Here is an 18,063-nt window from a genome sequence, read left to right as displayed (position 1 = left end):
CGACTGACAGCAGAAACCCGGCCCCGCGCCGGGTTTTTCGTTGCTGTGGGTAGGACTCTGGAACGTTTGGTTGCAGGACGCCTCGAACTTCATACACTCCCGACACTTTGTGAGGCGCGCCATGACGCTTGAAGCCGAAGATGATGCTGACGAACTCAACGATCCTGGTAACGAAGACCCGGGTTCTTTGATGGACGATGCGACAGTGCCGCTCAACGACTCCGATGATGCGGGGGATGTGGGCAACACCGAGTATGAAGAGGAAGACTCAGACGAAGACTGACCGATCGTCCCTTGGGTCGAACGCTCGCATAGCCCCTGCCTCGAATGAACGAGGGCCTGCTTTTCAGGCCCTTCGAGAGGTGTTTTATGAATACTGATCCGAAAGTCGCTGATGTTGATGAAACGCCGGAATATCCGCTGCCTTCTCCTACTGATTCCCTGAGCCGCGATCAGCGTCCGCCTGATGATGAGGATGAGGCGGGGGTTGAGCAGGTTCCTGTTGACGATGTGACGCGAGGGGATGTCGAGGCGAGCCCTGATGATCCGGATATTGCGGGGGAGGATGGGTCGGGGGAGCCGAGTTGAAGGGTGGAAGATAGGCCGATGACAGTTTTAGCTTTCAAAGCCCAGCTGTTTTGCTGGGCTTTTTATCAAATAAATTTTTTCCCTTTGATTACGTAAAGCCCATCCAACGGCGATATTTTTTCAACTTTTCCGATCTCAATATACTTTTCGAAATCGTACTTTAGTACTTTCTGGTCGGTGTATTTTTTGTACTGATGTGGAAGTTCACATGCGAGCAAGTACAGTCGCCAAACATCAAAGCCATCGGTTCTTCCATCCGGGCCGTAGTCAAAATCTATGCATGCTTCTGGCAGATAAACAGCACAGCCTACTCCGTGTAATTCATAGGTTATGTTGTCCACAACCGTCCCGCATCGTTCTATTTTCTTGGTGTGCCAGAGCCTCAAGATGCAGCGCGTGCCGAATTTTTTCTCAAACAATGCGGTCGCTTTATCTACTTTTGAAAGAAAATCGACGATTAGCTGTTCCAGGAGTTCATTTCTGCAGCTCATCTTCTCCGATGCTCCAATCTGTCAAATCCGACATTGTTTGCGGACTCTAAAACCTCGTCAATATTGTTCAAGTCCCCTTTGTGTCCCTTTATATCGTTCACAAGCTTTATTATCACGCTCGTCGATGTCTGTCTCGCGGCTGCGGCTCGATGATGGCCGTCAAGTATATAAAGCTTGCCGTCGTGTTCGGCCACCTCGATAGGAAATACGGCGTCAAAACCATCACCGCGCATACTCCGAGTCAGATTTTCTACTTTTTTTGTAGAGGCTTTGCCTGAAAGGGCATGCGTTCTGTTTAGTGTTCTTGGATCTACGCCATGAATCACATCAGGGAGATGCGGTTCCCCCTCATCAACCCCAACCTTCCCAGCCGGATCCTCCTCCCCAAACGTCGGCCTTTCACACCCATCCCCACCCGGACACTCATTCAACCCCAACGGATCAACCCACCCCGTCGGATTCGGCGTGTACTGATACTGGTTCAGTCCGCCCGCCAGCTTGATCGGATCTGGCGTCAGATACCGCCCCACATCCGGGTTGTAGTACCGATGCCGGTTGTAGTGCAGCCCGGTCTCCGCATCGAAATACTGCCCTTGAAACCGCAACGGCTGGTCCAGCACCTGGTGGGTATCGCGATTCAAACGAGTCAGGCGGCCGTAGGCGGTGTATTGCGCGGCCCAGACGATTTCGCCGCTGTAGTCGGTCAGTTCTTGTGGGGTGCCGAGGTGGTCGAGTTGGTAGTAGAACGGGCAAGCCTGGCGCGGGCCTTTGCCGTCGAGCATGGCCAAGGGGCGGAAGGTGCCGGGTTCGTAAACGTAGCTGCGGTAATGCTCGCGACTGCTTTCGGCGACGACCCGGTCGCCTTGCCAGAAGAACTCGGTGGTTTTGCCGTCGACGGTTTTGCTGATACGGCGCCCGAAGGCGTCGTAGCGATAACGCGAGCAACGTCCGTCCGGGGTCGTTACGCCCACCAACCGATGCTGGCAGTCATAGCGATAGTCGGTGACGAGTTTTTGCGCGGTGCCACGCCGTTCACGGATCAGATTGCCGAAAGCGTCATAGTCGTAATGCCGATCGCCCTGCATCAGCAGGCGATTGCCCTTGACGGTCGCCGCGCCGGGACGGTCCTGCATCAGCAGGTTGCCCGCCGGGTCGTGGGCGAAGCTTTCTGGCAGATGGTCGCGGGAGTGGCGAACGCGAATCAGACGGTCGAGCGGGTCGTAGTGGTAGCTGCGTTGGCCATGACGGGTGTCGGCGATGTGGTCGAGAGTGCCGTTGGCGCTGTAGGCAAATTCGCGGCGATACAGCGTTTGCCGCTGTTGGCTGACAGCGTGGGCCTTCAGGCGACCCTGCTCGTCATATTGGTAATCGCTGAGCAGCAGACCCTGTTGGCGGTGCTGTTCGCGACCGGCCGCGAAGGTATGCGACGTCAGCCGTGCGCCATTGAGGTCGATGGCTGTCAGCGCGCCGCTCTTGGCGTGGTGGTACTTGAGTTTGCTGCTGTCGGGCAGACGCAGGTAGTTGAGCTGGCCGCAGGCGTCATAGCCATAACGCAACGTGCCCCAGCCCTGGTGCTCGGTGATCAGCCGGTCTTGCCGGTCGTATTCGAACTCCAGCGGATGGTCATGGCTGTCATCAACGCTGACCAGTCGGCCGAGACTGTCGTAGCGATACTCGATCGTCGTCCCGTCAGGCAGCGCCTTGACCAGCAACCGGCCTGTCGCATCCCTTAGGTAACCGGTGAACAGCTGTGAGCCGTCATCGCCGAACTCGGTTTTCTCCAGCAGATGGCCATTGAGGTCATAGGCATAAGCCGTGCGGCGGCCATCAAACCCGGTTTCTTGTCGGATCAATCCGCTGGGCGTGTAGTCCAGCTGATATTTTTCGCCGGACTCGTTCTCGATTTCCGTCAGCAGCAGTCGCACGTTGTCGTAGCGATACTTCAGTTGGGTGCCGTCTGGATTGATCCGGCGGCTGACCAGGTGCAGGTCGTCGGCGTATTCGTAATGGGTGATGCGGCCGAGTTCGTCCCGTTCGGCGGTGATTTTTCCGTAGGCGTTGTAGCTGAACGCGCGGGTGGCACCTGTAGGAAGTGTCGTCTGGATCAGCCGGCCGACGGCGTCCCACTGGTAGCGGGTCACGGCATCATGTTCGTCCTGGCGGGTAATCTGTCGGCCCAGTGCATCGTAGGAAAACTGTCGCCGGCCACCCTGCGGCAACGTTTCTTCGACCAATTGGCCCAGACCGTTCCAGACAAACACATGCCGACTGGTGTCTGGATAACGGATCGACAGCAACCGCCCCTGAGCATCGTGGTGGTAATGGGTGACCTGTCCGTCCGGGTCGACCGCCTCGGTGACATCGCCCTGGGCATTGCGCCGGTAGGTCCATACCGCCTTGCCGCGACACCGCGCATGCAGGAAGCCGTTGCGATACTCGTAGGACGTCGGCTCGCCTTCGGGAGGAATCAGCGCCACAAGGCGGCCGACTTCGTCGTAGCGATAGTGGGTAATCGCCCCCAACGGATCCTGTTCGGCAATCAGCCGACCCTTATCGTCGTAAGACTTGAGGTGTTCACCGCCGCTCGGTTCGACCCGCCGCACCAGCCGCGCCTTGTCGTCATGGACGTAAGCTTCTTCACTGCCGTCGGCGTTTTTAACCACGACGCCGCCCTGGTCGTCCCAGATGTAAGTGGTGTCCATCTGCGAAAAGCTTGCCCGGTGCCGGACACATCGCGCCGCCTTGCCAGACCGTTCCCACTCCCAGAAAAAACTCGCCCCGCCGGCTAATTGCCGCTGCAGGATCACGTGCTCGTCGTCGTAGTCATACCGTTCGCTTTCGCCAGCGGCATTGGTGGCTTCGATCAGGTGATGACGAGCGTCGTAGCGGTAGGCAATCAGCGTCTGTTCTGTACGCCAGGCATCACCCAGCGCTGCGGCAGGGTGAAACGTCTGATACTCGACGGCAACAAGGTGCCGGCGCTCGTAACGCAACAGCAGTGAGCGCCCGGCACCGTTTTCAAGGCGTTGGATGCGATCCTGGCGATCACGGGTGATGTGCAGCCGGTTGCCATAGGCATCGCTGATCGCGGTCAGCCGCCCGTTATGAAAGTGGTAAAACCTGGGTGTTTCGGCCGCCAGCGCAACGATCAGTTCCTGTGGCTCATCGCCCCGATAAATTGCCGCTCGCGACAGGCTGTTATGGATCGTCGGTCGCTCGTCACTCGGCAACGGAAAGGTCGTACGGCGGTTTTCATGGTCGATCCAGATGACGCAATCGCCATCGATTTCCAGCCGATGGGCGAGGGAATGACTCCAGCCCCAGCCCAGCCCGCAGTCCAGTTCCACTGCACTGGTGCGGTACATCCGGGTGAAATCAAATGCCAGCAACCCATCGAGAGAACCATCGGTCAGGGTCAGCAGTTCTTCGCCGGTGACCATCGATACCGGGCAACCGTTGGTGCAGGTCAATGGCCCGCAATCGGCGCTGTCACCGTTGGGGTTTTTCGCCTGGTCCGGCGCATCGTCATGGGGTTCGTGCCGGACCATTCGGGTTTGTGCGTCGGTTTTGTCGCGAGCGATCGGGGCCGGGTTCTTCACCACCAGAACCGGCGACTCTCCGTTGCGAATCTCCAGCGGCAACGTCGGCGTCGGATTCAACGGCGCCGGGCGTGCATTGACCGCCAACGGTTTGAACACGCCCGCATGGGTGGCAAACCTGGATTCGGTGGTCAGCTCCGCCAGGCGCAAGGTGGCGCCCGCCAGCCATTGCCGCGCCCGTGGCGATTTGATTTTATCCAGCACTTTGGTGCTCAAACCCAGTGTCACGCCTAAGGTGCCGGTCACTCTGGCCAGTAGGAAAGCGATCAGCAGGTCTGTGCGAATTTCCGCCACCACCTCAGCAACAAATTGCGGCGGCAGCATCCTCAGCCAACTGGTCAATGCCGCAAGGTGAATGAACAGCAGCGGTTCATCGCTCAGCACCAGCAGGCCATTGGCGATGGCGTCCGAGGAGGCTTCAAGCAATGCGTCCAGTTCGGCCTGGGTCAGGTACTCCAGCAGCTTTTCGCTGTTGGCTTGCAGATCGGCGAGCAGGGCGTAAACCTGTTTCACGTCATCCCAGACGCCCTGCAGCGAATTCCCGACGCCCAGCCAGTCCGCCTCTTGCAACAGGCTGTAACGATCGAGGAAGCCAGCGCTGGCGAACTCGATCCATAAAGGTTCGAACTCACGGGTCCACTCGGCACGCAGCCAGCCTTCGAGCTCGTCGATCAAGCCTTGATAAGAGGCGTAGAGCACCTTGATGTGCTCGGCTGAAACATCGGGAAAGAAGGTGATGCGATAACGCTGGCCCCGGGAGCAATCGGAAACTTCGAGAATGCCGCCCGGGCCGATGGTCTTGCGCACCGGCTCGCCAAACGTCAGTTCACCGTTGCGGTCCGCGATCACCGGTTCGAGCATCACCGGCGTATTGCCGATGGGCACGAAACGCGCCGCCTCGAACATGTGCACCAGGGTCAATGGGCCTTCGGCGGGGCACTGGGTTACGACGGCGCTGGCCGGTTTGCTGGAATCAAGTGGCGCGCGGAGTTGAACGTCGTTGCCGACCTTGAAGACCTGCTCGACATCCAGCGCCCAGCCAGTCCAGAAGTTTTCCGCCCAGCGTTCGTAGTCGTTCAGACAGAGGCGAAACTCGCCAAGCAACGTTTCGACGTCGGGTCGTTCCGGGTTCATGGCCGCGACCACCAGCAGTCCAATGGTGTTGTTCAGGGCCAGGAGTCCATTGGGGTCGAACATTCGCAGTCACTCGCGCGCTTCAATTTGGAACGGGAGACTTTGCGCAGGATCAGCGAGGAAAGAAGTCAGGAAAGGAGGTGTTTGCTGTAGGGATAATCGCTAAATCACCAGCAACCCCGGGCGTGCAGGTTTTTTCATCCTTCGGGCATTGCCCGTTGCCCTATGCCGGCCGGGCTCGTTATGCTGCTGAACCCTTTAATCGATCCGAGTACTGGCCGTACCTGAGCCGCCTGGGATGTCATTAAAAACGGATCAGATGCGATGAATGCACCACTGAAAGCGCTGGGCCCGATCAAGGCTGTGATTTTCGACATGGATGGCTTGCTGCTGGACACCGAGGGCATTTACACCGAGGTCACGTCGATGATCGCCGAGCGTTATGGCCGGACCTTCGACTGGAGCGTCAAACAGAACATCATCGGCCGTGGCGCGGGCGACCTGGCGCGCTATGTGGTCGAGGCGCTGGACTTGCCGATCACCGCCGAAGAATTCCTGGTGATCCGTGAGCCCCTGATGCGCGAGCGTTTCCCCAAGGCCCTGGCGATGCCGGGGGCCGAGGAGCTGGTGCGGCACTTGAAGGCCAACAACATTCCGATTGCGGTGGGCACCAGTTCTTCCCGTCAATCGTTTGGCCAGAAAACCACGTTGCACCGCGACTGGTTCGCGCTGTTCGACTTCATTGTCACCGCCGATGATCCAGAGGTCGGCGCGGCCAAACCGGCGCCGGATATCTTCCTCACGGCCGCGCGGCGCCTGGGTGTGGCGCCCGAGGACTGCCTGGTGTTCGAGGATTCGCCGTTTGGCGTCACCGCAGCAAAAGCGGCGGGGATGACCGCGATTGCGATCCCGGATGCAGCCATGGCGGACGAAAAGTACGCCCACGCCGATGGCATTCTTCGTACGTTGAAGGCGTTCACGCCGAGTGCTTGTGGTTTGCCGGCGCTTGAATGGGCCTGAAAACCAGGCATGAAAAAACGCCGGCAATGATTTGCCGGCGTTTTTGTTTCAGCGTTTCAGGCTATCAAGCACCGAAACCGCCATCGATGGTCAGGCTGGCCCCGGTGATGTAGCCCGCTTCCGGACCGACCAGGTAGGCGACGAAACTGGCGATCTCTTCCGCTTTGCCATAACGGCCCACGGCCATCAGCGGGATCAGGCTCTCGGCGAAGTCACCGCTGGCCGGGTTCATGTCGGTGTCGACCGGGCCCGGTTGCACGTTGTTGATGGTGATGCCGCGCGGGCCGAGGTCGCGGGAAAGGCCTTTGGTCAGGCCGACCAGCGCTGCTTTGCTCATGGCGTACGGGCCGCCACCGGCGAAGGGCATGCGGTCGGCGTTGGTGCTGCCGATGTTGATGATGCGACCGCCGTCGGTCATGTGTTTGGCGGCGGCCTGGCTGGCGATGAACACGCTGCGTACGTTAATGGCCAGGGTCTGGTCGAAGTCTTCGAGGGTGAAGTCTTCCAGCGGTGCGACGGCCAGTACACCGGCGTTATTGACCAGGATGTCCAGGCGTCCGAAGGCTTCGACGGTGGCGGTTACGGCGTTGCGAATGGCTTCGGCGTCGGCGCTGTCAGCCTTGATCGCGAGGGCCTTGCCGCCGTTGCCGGTGATGCTGTTTTGCAGTTCTTCGGCCTTGGCGGTGGAGCTGACGTAGGTGAAGGCCACCGCGGCGCCTTCAGCGGCCAGGCGTTTGACGATGGCAGCGCCGATACCGCGGGATCCACCTTGGATTAAAGCCACTTTGCCGCTGAGGTTCTGAGTAGTCATAACGATCTCCAAAGTCCCGAGGCGAGATTGTCTCGGTTGATGGAGGCTAGTATCGATTGCGCATTACGGTCTGTGTAGACGGTAATTGCGATAGTCTGTGTAAACCAAAAGTTTATAGTGGCGATCATGGAAACCTTCAGCAGTATCGAATGCTTCGTGCGTAGCGCCGAGGTCGGCAGCTTCGCCGAAGCCGCACGGCGCCTGAGCCTGACCCCGGCCGCCGTGGGCAAAAGCGTCGCGAAACTGGAAGCCAGGCTGGGTGTTCGGCTGTTCCAGCGCAGTACCCGCAGCCTGACCTTGACCGAGGCTGGTCAATTGTTTCTGGGCGAAGTCAGCGCCAGCCTGCACACCATTCAAAACGCCGTGGCTAACCTCGCCAGCGCCGAAGGGCGCCCGGCCGGTACGCTGAAGGTCAGCATGGGCACGGTGTTCGGGCGTCTGTATGTGGTGCCGTTGCTGGGGGAGTTTTTGCGGCGCTTTCCGGCGATCAGCCCGGACTGGCACTTCGATAATCGCCAGGTCGACTTGATTGCCCAAGGCTTCGATGCGGCGATTGGTGGCGGCTTCGAGCTGCCCCAGGGCGTGGTGGCGCGCAAGTTGACGCCAGCTCACCGGGTGCTGGTGGCGTCAGCCGAGTATCTGGCCGGGCGCGATGCCATCGTCGAACCTGACGACCTCAAGCAGTGTGACGGCATCTTGATCCGTTCCCCGCAAACCGGCCGCGTGCGCTCCTGGCAGTTGACCAGTCGCACCCAGCAACACAGCCCGCTGGTGCTCGAGGCGCGGATGACCATGAGCGACTCGGAAGCGGCCTGCGCCACTGCGGTGCAGGGGCTGGGCATCGCGCTGGTGAGCTTGCCGTTTGCCGTGGGTTATCTGGAGGCGGGGACGTTGCAGCGGGTATTGCCGGACTGGTATGTCGACGATGGCAACATTTCGATCTATTACGCGGAGCACAAATTGTTGCCGGGCAAGACCCGGGCGTTTGTGGATTTCATTATTGAGCAGTTTGCGCAGCGGGGGTTGGGGGAGCGGTTTAGTGCGGTTTGAGCCAGGTTCCAGACCGAGGTGTGGCCTTCGCGGGCAAGCCTCGCTCCTACAGGGTTCACGCAATCCCGTGTAGGAGCGAGGCTTGCCCGCGAACAACGATAACGCGGTCTACCGCCCGAACCGCCCCGGCCACCCAATAATCGTCTTCGGCCGCGGCGTCGCATAGGTCCGCACCTTGGACGTCGACAACCCCAGCCGCACCAACGATTCGGCAATGGTCACCGCCGCCGTCACGCCATCCACCACCGGCACGCCCGTGCGCTGGCGAATCTGCTCGTCCAGCCCGGCCATGCCGCCGCAGCCCAGGCAAATCACCTCGGCCTTGTCCTCCAGCACCGCCAATTCCGCCTGGCGAACAATCGCTTCCAGCGCCCGTTGCGGATCGGATTCCAGCTCCAACACCGCCAGGCCACTGGCCCGCACCGAGGCGCAACGGTCCCACAGCCCGGACAACTTCAGGCGATCCTCGATCAGCGGCACGGTGCGATCCAGCGTCGTGACCACCGAATACGCATGGCCAAGGAACATTGCCGTGCTGGCGCCGGCATCGGTGATGTCCACCACCGGCACGTTGAGCAGTTCCTGCAAACCTTCGCGCCCGTGTTCGCCGTAGCCGGCCTGGATGACCGCGTCGAACGGCTGGTCGTAGGACATGACCCGGTCCATCACCGCGATAGCCGCCAGGTAGCTTTCGAAATTGCCTTCGATGGAATCGGCACCGAAATACGGCGTCAGGCCGATGATTTCGGTGCCGGGCGCGGCCACGGACTGGGCCTGGCGAGCGATCGCCTGGGTGATGGATTCGGTGGTGTTGACGTTGACCACGAGAATTCGCATGGGAAGTCCTTATAGCGGGGTAGTTCGGCGGCCCGACATCGCCGGGCCGCGAGGGGGATTAATGGCTGACGTTATCCACAGCAATGCTCTCACCGCTGACATCGGCGTAATGCGGCTGCCGTTTGGCGATGATCAGGTAGAGCATCCCGGCAATCCCGGCACCAATCAGCCAGGAGAACGGCGACACGAGGTGAAAGCCCGGCATCAGCGCCAGGACGATGGCGATCAAGGCTGCAGGAATAAACGCCGCCACCGCGCGGAGATTGACCCCACGGCTGTAGTAATAAGCGCCATCGGGGTCTTCGCTGTACAACTGCGGCACGTTGACCTGACCTTTTCGTACCAGCCAGTAGTCGACCATGATCACCCCGTACAGCGGGCCGAGCAGGGCGCCGAGGCCGGACAGGAAATACACGATCACCAGCGGGCTGTTGTAGAGGTTCCACGGCAGGATCAGCACGGCGATGGTCGCGCTGATCAACCCGGCGCGGCGGAAGGTCAGGTATTTCGGCGCCAGGTTGCTGAGCACGAAGGCCGGGGCGACGAAGTTGGCCATGATGTTCACCGCCACGGTGACGATCAGGAACGCCAGACAGCCGAGGACCAGGAAGAAGGTGTTCGGGATCGAGGCGATGATTTCCGTCGGACTTTCGATGATCCGGCCGTTGATCTGGAATTGCGCGCCACAGAGCAGGACGGTGATGCTGGCGAACACCAGAATATTCACCGGCAGGCCCCAGAAATTTCCCACCTTGATGGTCTTGCGGCACGGCGAGGAGCGGGCGAAGTCGCAGAAGTTGAGGATCAGCGTGCCGTAGATCGACAGCCACAGCGCGCCGCCGGCAAAGATGTTGCGCCACATCTCGCCACCGCTCAGGGGTTCGCGGATCGACCAGGCGATGGTCGCGTCGGCCTGGAAGTACATCCACCCGGCGAGGGAGGCGACGGTCAGCAGGATCACCGGCCCGGCAAACGCTTCGTATCGCCGCACCATCTCCATGCCATACGCCAGGATCGCCAGTTGCACGAACCAGATCGCCACGAAACAGATCCAGCCCAAGGTCGAGAGGCCGAGGATCGAGTTGTGGTCGTAGTCGGCGAAACCGGGGTGAACCGCCGTCAGCAGGACACGAAACACCACCGAGGCCAGGTACGTCTGAATCCCGAACCAGGCGATGGCGATAACGGCGCGGATCAGTGCAGGAATTTGCGCCCCGTGAATGCCGAAACTGATCCGGCTGATCACCGGAAACGGCACCCCGGTTTTCTGCCCCATGTAGCCGGACAGGTTCATGAAGCAATACACCAGTGCCGCGCCGATCCCCAGGGACAACAGGATCTGCCAGCCGCCCAGGCCCAGCGCATACAGGCCGATGGCAAACGAGTAGTTGGCGATGTTGTGAACGTCATTGGTCCACAGGGCGAAGATGCTGTAGCGACCCCAGCGCCGGCCTTCGGCCTTGGTCGGCGCCAGGTCCTTGTTGTGCAGGCGCGGGCTGAGGATCACTGGGGCTTGCAGCGTTTGATCGTGATCGTTGAGGGCAGGTTGAGAGGAGGGCAGATCCAGCGCGATGTTGTTATTGGAGAGGCTAGTACGCATTCCGGCAGGCTCCTGAGGCTTGGCGTCGCGGTGACTGTGCATGAGCGTGGGCTCGACAAATCTTCGTCGCGGGCAATAAGCATCATTGGTTACGGGGCATCTGCAGCCTGTACGGGATAGGGCGCTTCAGGCTTGCGGATCGAAAGTGTGTGTATGTTTTGATTATGATTGTATACAAAACATGTATGCACTTAAGCCAGATCTGTGCCAGTTCAGGAGCTATGAATTTAAGGGTTAATTTCGTTTTGTTATTAGCTGGCGCTAAGTGGCTGAAATCAAGGCGATATAAATTGACCGATTGAACAGGTATTTATTTTTCAGCAAGGTTTGTGGAAATCGGCGACTGGGGGCGTCAGGAAAGGAGGGTGTAACTTTTTGGGGCGTAGAAATTAAAAGTGCACACATAAATGGCACCTATGGTGACATTCGTGTGTACACATTTGCTCCTGCGGGGGATGGCGCGAGGCCTGGTTCAGGCTTTGGATTTGCTGATGATATTGCCCGCGTGCAGCCCGCATTCTTTCTGCGTCGCTTCTTCCCACCACCAGCGACCTTCACGCTCATGCTGGTTCGGCAGCACAGGTCGGGTGCACGGTTCGCAGCCGATGCTGATGAAGCCGCGCTCATGCAGGCTGTTGTACGGCAGCTCGAGCATGCGGATGTAACCCCAGATCTCTTCGCTGGTCATCTGTGCCAGTGGGTTGAACTTGTACAGGGTGCGCTCGGGAGTGGAGAACGCGGTGTCGATTTCCAGTACGGCAACGGCGCTGCGCGTGCCCGGGCTCTGGTCCCGGCGCTGGCCGGTGGCCCAGGCGGTGACCCCGGACAACTTGCGACGCAGCGGCTCGATCTTGCGGATGCCGCAGCATTCGCCATGGCCGTCCTTGTAGAAACTGAACAGGCCTTTTTCCTTCACGAACGGTTCCAGTTTCGTGTAGTCCGGCGACACCAGTTCGATGTCGATCTTGTAGTGCTCGCGCACCTGATCGATGAAGCGGTAGGTCTCGGGGTGCAAGCGGCCGGTGTCGAGGCTGAACACTTTGACGTTCTTGTTCAGCTTCCAGGCCATGTCCACCAGCACCACATCCTCGGCACCGCTGAAAGATATCCACAGGTCATCGCCAAACTCGGCGAACGCGAGTTTCAGGATGTCCTGGGCGGATTTGTTGGCATAGGTCGTGGCGAGTTCCACGACATCGAACGATGGGCTCATCAGGGCGGCTTCCTACAGGTCGGTGGCGCTGGGCGCTCTATATGGCGTCGATGGTAACAAAATCCCACAGCCCTTGGCGCGCCCTCTGCGTTGCGCGGGCTGGCCCGAGTCGCTAGAGTTCGGCAGTCCTTTTGCTCGCTCGACTCAATAATCAATACAAATGGGAGTGTCTTGTGGAAATTGCCTGTCTGGATCTTGAAGGTGTGCTGGTCCCGGAAATCTGGATCGCCTTCGCCGAAAAAACCGGGATCGAATCCCTTCGGGCCACCACCCGGGACATTCCCGACTACGACGTGCTGATGAAGCAGCGCCTGCGCATTCTCGACGAGCATGGACTGAAGCTCTCGGACATCCAGGAAGTGATCGCCACGCTGCAACCGCTGGACGGCGCCATTGAGTTCGTCAACTGGCTGCGCGAGCGCTTCCAGGTGGTGATCCTGTCCGACACGTTCTACGAGTTTTCCCAGCCGCTGATGCGCCAACTGGGCTTCCCGACCTTGCTCTGCCACCGCCTGATTACCGACGATGCCGGGCGGGTGACGAGCTATCAATTACGTCAGAAAGATCCCAAGCGTCAGTCGGTACTGGCCTTCAAGAGCCTTTATTACCGGGTGATTGCGGCGGGGGATTCGTATAACGACACGACGATGCTGGGCGAGGCCGATGCCGGGATTCTGTTCCATGCGCCGGACAATGTGATTCGCGAGTTTCCGCAGTTCCCGGCGGTGCACAGCTTTGCGGATTTGAAGCAGGAATTTATCAAAGCCTCGAACCGGGCCCTGACTTTGTAAACCCAATCCTGTTAGTGATCGTTCCCACGCGGAGCGTGGGAACGATCAAAGGCCCTGAAGGGTATCGAGCAACACCTTCACCTTGGTGATCGATTCCTGATACTCGGCCTGCCACTCTGAATCCGCAACAATCCCGCCCCCACCCCAGCAACACACCTGCCCATCCTTGACCAACAAACTGCGAATGGCGATGGAACTGTCCATCTCACCGCGCACGTCCAGGTACACCAACGATCCGCAGTACAACCCACGACGGGTCGGCTCCAGTTCATCAATGATCTGCATCGCGCGAATTTTCGGCGCGCCGGTAATCGAACCGCCGGGGAAACTGCCGGCGATCAGGTCCAGGGCGTCCTTGTCGTCCGCCAGTTCGCCGGTGACGCTGCTCACCAGGTGATGCACGTTTGGATAGCTTTCCAGGCTGAACAACTCCGGCACCCGCACCGAGCCGATACGGCAGGTGCGACCGAGGTCGTTGCGCAGCAGGTCGACGATCATCAGGTTTTCCGCGCGGTCCTTGGGGCTGGCCAGCAGTTCGGCGGCGTTCGCCGCGTCTTCGGCTGAGGTCAGGCCGCGGGGGCGGGTGCCCTTGATCGGACGGGTTTCCACCTGGCGCTCGCTGACTTTGACGAAGCGCTCCGGCGACAGGCTCAGGACTGCGCCGCCATCGGGCAGGCTCTGGAACCCGGAAAACGGCGTCGGGCAGGCGGCTCGCAGGGCGCAATAGGCGGCCCATGGGTCGCCTTCGCATTGCGCGCGAAAGCGCTGGGCGAAGTTGACCTGATAGCAGTCGCCGGCCTGGATGTACTCCTGAATTCGCTCAAGGGCCTGGCGATACTGGTCGGCGCTGAGATCGGCGCTCATCGGCGCTTTCAGCTTGAACGGCTCGACGGGTGCAGCCGCAGGTTGAGTAAACAGTGCGATCAAGCGTTGCCGCTCACTGTCCGCCAGCGTCGGGTGAAACACCAGCTGACTGGTCAAGCGCTGGTGATCGCTGATCAACGCCCAGTCATACACACCGAAACGCGCATCAGGCAAATGCAGATCGTCTTGGGCCTGGTGCGGCAGGTGCTCCAGATGACGGCCGAAGTCGTAGCTCAGGTAACCGATCAAACCGCCGGCGAAGGGCAGTTCATTCGGGACGGACGCTTCGCCCAGTTGTGTCAGATTGTCCCGCAGACGTTGCAGGAAATCGGCACCGCTTTCCTGTGGCAGCACGGCCAGTTGCTCCAGCGGCCAGGCGCTGAGCACATCAAAGCGCCCGCGATCGGCCGTCGGTCGGCCACTGTCGAGCAGCACGGCACCGGGGGCATGACGGATCGCCGCGAAGTACTCGGCGGGGTTGGCGCGATAGGGGAGCGGGTGTACGGAACAGGTCAACATGGGCGGTGCGGATCAGCCATCGTGGCGGGGTGGCGATTGTAGTCCTCTGCAGGACTTGCTCCTAGAGGGGATGTCGGGGATTGGCAGGTGGGTGGCCGCTGGCAAGAGACCTGTGGCGAGGGGGCTTGCCCCCGTTCGGCTGCGCAGCAGTCGTAAAATCGGCTGATGCGGTCTGCCTGACACTATCGAGATGAATGGTTTTGGGGCCGCTTCGCAGCCCAACGGGGGCAAGCCCCCTCGCCACAGCGGCTAGCCCTCAACCGGCGGAATATGCCCAAACATCTGCTGCACAAACTCCACCCGCTGCTGCACGGTTTCGACAATCCCACGGGCCTTCAATTCTTCCAGCCGCGCCTCGACCGCATGGGTGCGCAACGTCAGCCCACAATCATTGGCAATCTGGATGTTCAACCCCGGCCGGGCGTTGAGCTCAAGAATCAGCGGCCCTTTCTCCTGGTCGAGCACCATGTCCACGCCGATGTAACCCAGCCCGCACAACTCATAGCAGCCGGCGGCGAGTTTCATGAAACCGTCCCAGTAGGGCAGTTGCACGCCATCCACGGCGTTGGTGGTGTCCGGGTGTTTGGTGATGATGTTGTTCAGCCAGGTGCCGCGCAGGGTCAGGCCGGTGGCCAGGTCGACACCGACGCCGATGGCGCCCTGGTGCAGGTTGGCCTTGCCGCCGGACTGACGGGTCGGCAAGCGCAGCATGGCCATCACCGGGTAGCCCATCAACACGATGATGCGGATGTCCGGCACGCCTTCGTAGCTGATGCTCTTGAAGATCTGGTCCGGGGTCACGCGGTATTCGATCAGCGCCCGGTCGCGGTGGCCGCCGAGGGAATACAGGCCGGTGAGGATGCTGGAGATATGGTGCTCAAGTTCCTCATGGCTGAGGATCTTGCCGGACACCGTGCGATAGCGACCCTCGAAACGGTCGGCCACCACAATAATGCCGTCACCGCCCGCGCCCTGGGCCGGCTTGATTACGAAGTCGCTGCGCCCGCCAATGATCTTGTCGAGGTTGTCGATTTCTTTCTCGGTGGAGATGATCCCGTACAGCTCCGGCACGTTGATGCCGGCGGCCAGCGCGCGCTCCTTGGTGATGATCTTGTCATCGACAATCGGGTACAGGCTGCGCTTGTTGTACTTGAGCACGTAGTCCGCGTTACGCCGATTGATCCCCATGATGCCCCGGGCTTCCAGGGCCTTCCAGGTCTTCCAGAAACCGAACATTACGAGTCAGCCTTGAGGAACGCTTTGAAGCGGATCAGCTCGGTCAAACGGTAGCCGCGATAGCGACCCATGGCCAGCATGAAGCCCACCAGGATCAACAGGATCGCCGGGAAGGTGAACACGAAGTACACCAACTCCGGCACGCTCATGATCAGGTGCGCCAGGGACGCGGCGAACAGCGTACCGATCGCCACCTTCATGGCATGGCCGGCACCGCGTTCTTCCCAGGTGATCGACAGGCGTTCGATGGTCATGGTCAGAATCACCATCGGGAACAGCGCCACCGACAACCCGCGCTCCAGGCCGAGTTTGTGGCTGAACAGGCTGATCGCCGCGATCAGCACCACGACAAAGGTCAGCACCACCGACAGCCTCGGCAGCATTTGCAGCTTCAAGTGCTCAAGGTAAGAACGCAGCGACAGCCCCAGCGCCGTGATGATCGTAAACAGCACAATCCCGAAGCCCAGCTGCGTCTCGCGGAAGGCCAGGGCGATCAGCACTGGCGTGAAGGTGCCGAGGGTCTGCAGGCCGATCAGGTTGCGCAGGATCAGGATCACCAGCACGCCAATCGGGATCATCACCATGATCATGAAGGTCTGCTGGGTTTGCAGCGGCAGGCCGTACAGCGAGTATTCGAGGAAGTTGGCGTCGGTGTTTTCGTCGGTCAGCTTGGCCAGGCGAATGGCGTTCATTTCGCTGTTGTTCAGGCTGAACGTCACGTTGGCTTTCTTGCCGCCATCGACGGTGATCAGGTTTTCATCGCCGGTCCACCACAGCAGGCGGTCGGTCGGCATGCCTTGTTCACCGGTTTCCGGGTTGAAGTACAGCCAGTCGGTGCCGTTGAAACTGCGCAGCCAGAGTTCAGGGACTTGCGGTTGGTCGGCCACCAGACGGACGGTGTGGACCTTCTCCACCGGCACGTGGGCAATGGACAGCACCAGTTCGACGATCCGGGCTTTGTTCGCAGTCGACGGATCGCCGCCGAGCAACAGCTTCACGTTGTCGTCGTTGAGATTGTTGACGCGCTTGATCGCTTCGCCGACGAAGGTTTCGACGTCGGCCGAGTGTTGGCGGATCGGGGCGAGCAGGGCTTCGGCGGCGACTTTCTCCGCGCCTTCGACGGCGATGCTGTCGCGGAAGGTCGGGCCTTTGATCTTGGATTTTTCGCCGCTGTAGCGCTTGGTCAGCACCAGACGGTAATACAGGGTCTGGTTGCCCTTGGCGCGACGGGCCGACCAGGTGACCTTGCGGTTGCCGTCGACGCGGTTCACCGCCACGCCGTAGTTATTGGAAATGAAGCTTTCGTTCAGGCTCACATAGTCGCGGCTCAGGGGCGGCACGAACATCTGGATCTTGACCGGGTCCTTGGCACTGGCGACGAACTCGACCTTGGCGTCGATGTTCCACAAGTCGTCCGTGGCGTCCTCGGTCACGGGGATGCCGAGCACGAAGATCTGGTAGGCCGTAACTGAAATGCCCAGCACCACCAGGATGGCGATGAGGATTTTCAGGTGGAGGTTAAGAGGAGCGCATTCGGAATTACTCTGCGGTATGAGCGTCGGTGGCGCAGGCGGGTTTGCCAGCAGCGTATTTAAGACTGGGGTCGACCAGCGCATCGAAGCGTTTGAGCGCCTCGGAGCCGATCAGGAGCGGGTATTGGAAGGCGCTGCGGTCGGTGAGGTTCACTTCGATGCTGCGCAACGCCGTGCCCATGCAGATATCCAGCTCGATCACCGGGCGGGCCGTGTATTTCTTGCCTTCTTCCGGGTCGTAGTCACCGGCTCGGCGCTTGATCTTGCTGACCCGAGCCAGCGGTCGTTCGATCGGGTGCGAATGCGCGGCGTCGATCGCCAGGTAGAAGCGCACCCAGGACTCGCCATTGCGTTTGAAGCGCTTGATGTCCCGTGCACTTAAGGAAGCGGTTTTCGCCCCGGTGTCGAGTTTGGCGGCGACTTCCAGGTCAATGCCATTCAGCGAGGCGTACTCGTTGAGGCCGTACACGGTCTTTTCCCCCGCGGCGGCGACGCCGGGCAGGAACAGGAAATAAAGGAATGTGGAAAAGGGCTTGAGTCTCATAAATCCTGGGTGCGCAGCGGTCCGTACTTCGGTTCAAGGCCCTGGCATCACTGCGCAAGCTCCCTCGTATGCCTATCAGCTATTTATGACAAGCCGTGCAGATGCAGATGACAAGCAAATGCGGGCGGCATTCTAGCACGGTGGTTTTATGGCGCCACCGCTGGCAGGAGGCTATAAACCGTGGGCCTGCTTCGTTATGGTGCAAGCGGTTATTAGACGATTGTCGACAATACC

Annotated in this window: 15 protein-coding genes; 5 read left to right on the top strand and 10 right to left on the bottom strand. The window is 60.1% G+C overall.

Features of this window, described 5'->3' with window-relative positions; translation table 11 throughout:
* Positions 1 to 121 precede the first annotated feature (121 nt).
* Positions 122 to 283, top strand: a complete 162-nt coding sequence (locus ACZ89E_RS13410) for a hypothetical protein (protein ID WP_178128970.1) — start codon at positions 122 to 124, stop codon at positions 281 to 283.
* An 86-nt stretch (positions 284 to 369) separates the two neighbouring features.
* On the top strand, positions 370 to 588 hold the full coding sequence (locus ACZ89E_RS13405; RefSeq protein ID WP_476255843.1) for a hypothetical protein: 219 nt from the start codon (positions 370 to 372) through the stop codon (positions 586 to 588).
* A 65-nt stretch (positions 589 to 653) separates the two neighbouring features.
* Here ACZ89E_RS13405 and ACZ89E_RS13400 read toward each other — a convergent pair whose 3' ends face one another.
* Together ACZ89E_RS13400 and ACZ89E_RS13395 are read right to left on the bottom strand one after the other, a co-directional pair.
* Complete coding sequence (locus tag ACZ89E_RS13400; protein ID WP_476255842.1) at positions 654 to 1,079, bottom strand: DUF6896 domain-containing protein; 426 nt, start codon at positions 1,077 to 1,079, stop codon at positions 654 to 656.
* Positions 1,076 to 5,875: an RHS repeat-associated core domain-containing protein gene (locus ACZ89E_RS13395; RefSeq protein WP_476255841.1), complete on the bottom strand. Its 4,800-nt coding sequence runs from the start codon at positions 5,873 to 5,875 to the stop codon at positions 1,076 to 1,078. The genes ACZ89E_RS13400 and ACZ89E_RS13395 overlap by 4 nt, the downstream gene beginning before the upstream one ends.
* 261 nt (positions 5,876 to 6,136) lie before the next feature.
* Between ACZ89E_RS13395 and ACZ89E_RS13390 the strand changes: the two genes are divergently transcribed.
* Entirely contained in the window at positions 6,137 to 6,832 is a 696-nt protein-coding gene (locus ACZ89E_RS13390; RefSeq protein ID WP_149656861.1) for an HAD-IA family hydrolase, read from the top strand.
* A 64-nt stretch (positions 6,833 to 6,896) separates the two neighbouring features.
* Here ACZ89E_RS13390 and ACZ89E_RS13385 read toward each other — a convergent pair whose 3' ends face one another.
* On the bottom strand, positions 6,897 to 7,643 hold the full coding sequence (locus ACZ89E_RS13385; protein ID WP_149656860.1) for a 3-oxoacyl-ACP reductase family protein: 747 nt from the start codon (positions 7,641 to 7,643) through the stop codon (positions 6,897 to 6,899).
* Between the two features lie 126 nt (positions 7,644 to 7,769).
* On the opposite strand from ACZ89E_RS13385, the gene ACZ89E_RS13380 reads away from it, so the two are divergent.
* Entirely contained in the window at positions 7,770 to 8,693 is a 924-nt protein-coding gene (locus ACZ89E_RS13380; protein WP_149656859.1) for a LysR family transcriptional regulator, read from the top strand.
* Positions 8,694 to 8,801: 108 nt separating this feature from the next.
* Here the strand turns inward: ACZ89E_RS13380 and ACZ89E_RS13375 are convergent, their stop codons facing one another.
* From ACZ89E_RS13375 to ACZ89E_RS13365, 3 genes are all read right to left on the bottom strand, one after another.
* Positions 8,802 to 9,530 carry an aspartate/glutamate racemase family protein gene (locus tag ACZ89E_RS13375; protein WP_123403223.1) on the bottom strand — a complete coding sequence of 243 codons (729 nt, stop codon included), beginning with the start codon at positions 9,528 to 9,530 and terminating at the stop codon, positions 8,802 to 8,804.
* Positions 9,531 to 9,588: 58 nt separating this feature from the next.
* On the bottom strand, positions 9,589 to 11,130 hold the full coding sequence (locus tag ACZ89E_RS13370) for an NCS1 family nucleobase:cation symporter-1 (RefSeq protein ID WP_149656858.1): 1,542 nt from the start codon (positions 11,128 to 11,130) through the stop codon (positions 9,589 to 9,591).
* Positions 11,131 to 11,602: 472 nt separating this feature from the next.
* On the bottom strand, positions 11,603 to 12,343 hold the full coding sequence (locus tag ACZ89E_RS13365) for a phosphoadenylyl-sulfate reductase (protein WP_008042297.1): 741 nt from the start codon (positions 12,341 to 12,343) through the stop codon (positions 11,603 to 11,605).
* A 173-nt stretch (positions 12,344 to 12,516) separates the two neighbouring features.
* Here ACZ89E_RS13365 and thrH point away from each other — a divergent pair, with 173 nt between their 5' ends.
* Entirely contained in the window at positions 12,517 to 13,134 is a 618-nt protein-coding gene (thrH, locus tag ACZ89E_RS13360) for a bifunctional phosphoserine phosphatase/homoserine phosphotransferase ThrH (protein WP_123512105.1), read from the top strand.
* Positions 13,135 to 13,179: 45 nt separating this feature from the next.
* On the opposite strand, the gene pabB is transcribed toward thrH, so the two are convergent.
* From pabB to rloA, 4 genes are all read right to left on the bottom strand, one after another.
* A complete protein-coding gene (pabB, locus tag ACZ89E_RS13355; protein WP_476255840.1) occupies positions 13,180 to 14,517 on the bottom strand; it encodes an aminodeoxychorismate synthase component I in 1,338 nt (445 codons plus the stop codon).
* 249 nt (positions 14,518 to 14,766) lie between these two features.
* A complete protein-coding gene (locus ACZ89E_RS13350; RefSeq protein WP_463259858.1) occupies positions 14,767 to 15,753 on the bottom strand; it encodes an alpha-L-glutamate ligase-like protein in 987 nt (328 codons plus the stop codon).
* Positions 15,753 to 17,306 (bottom strand): osmotic stress tolerance membrane protein RloB, encoded by a 1,554-nt coding sequence (gene rloB, locus ACZ89E_RS13345; RefSeq protein ID WP_476257053.1) that lies wholly within the window; start codon positions 17,304 to 17,306, stop codon positions 15,753 to 15,755. Before rloB ends, ACZ89E_RS13350 begins: the two co-directional genes overlap by 1 nt.
* Positions 17,293 to 17,829: a retropepsin-like aspartic peptidase RloA gene (gene rloA / locus ACZ89E_RS13340; RefSeq protein WP_149656854.1), complete on the bottom strand. Its 537-nt coding sequence runs from the start codon at positions 17,827 to 17,829 to the stop codon at positions 17,293 to 17,295. The genes rloB and rloA overlap by 14 nt, the downstream gene beginning before the upstream one ends.
* Positions 17,830 to 18,063: the final 234 nt, after the last annotated feature.

The organism is Pseudomonas sp. TE3899, assembly GCF_056279105.1.
The sequence above is the reverse complement of the archived record's forward strand: the minus strand, read 5'-3'. Positions and strand labels throughout refer to the sequence as shown.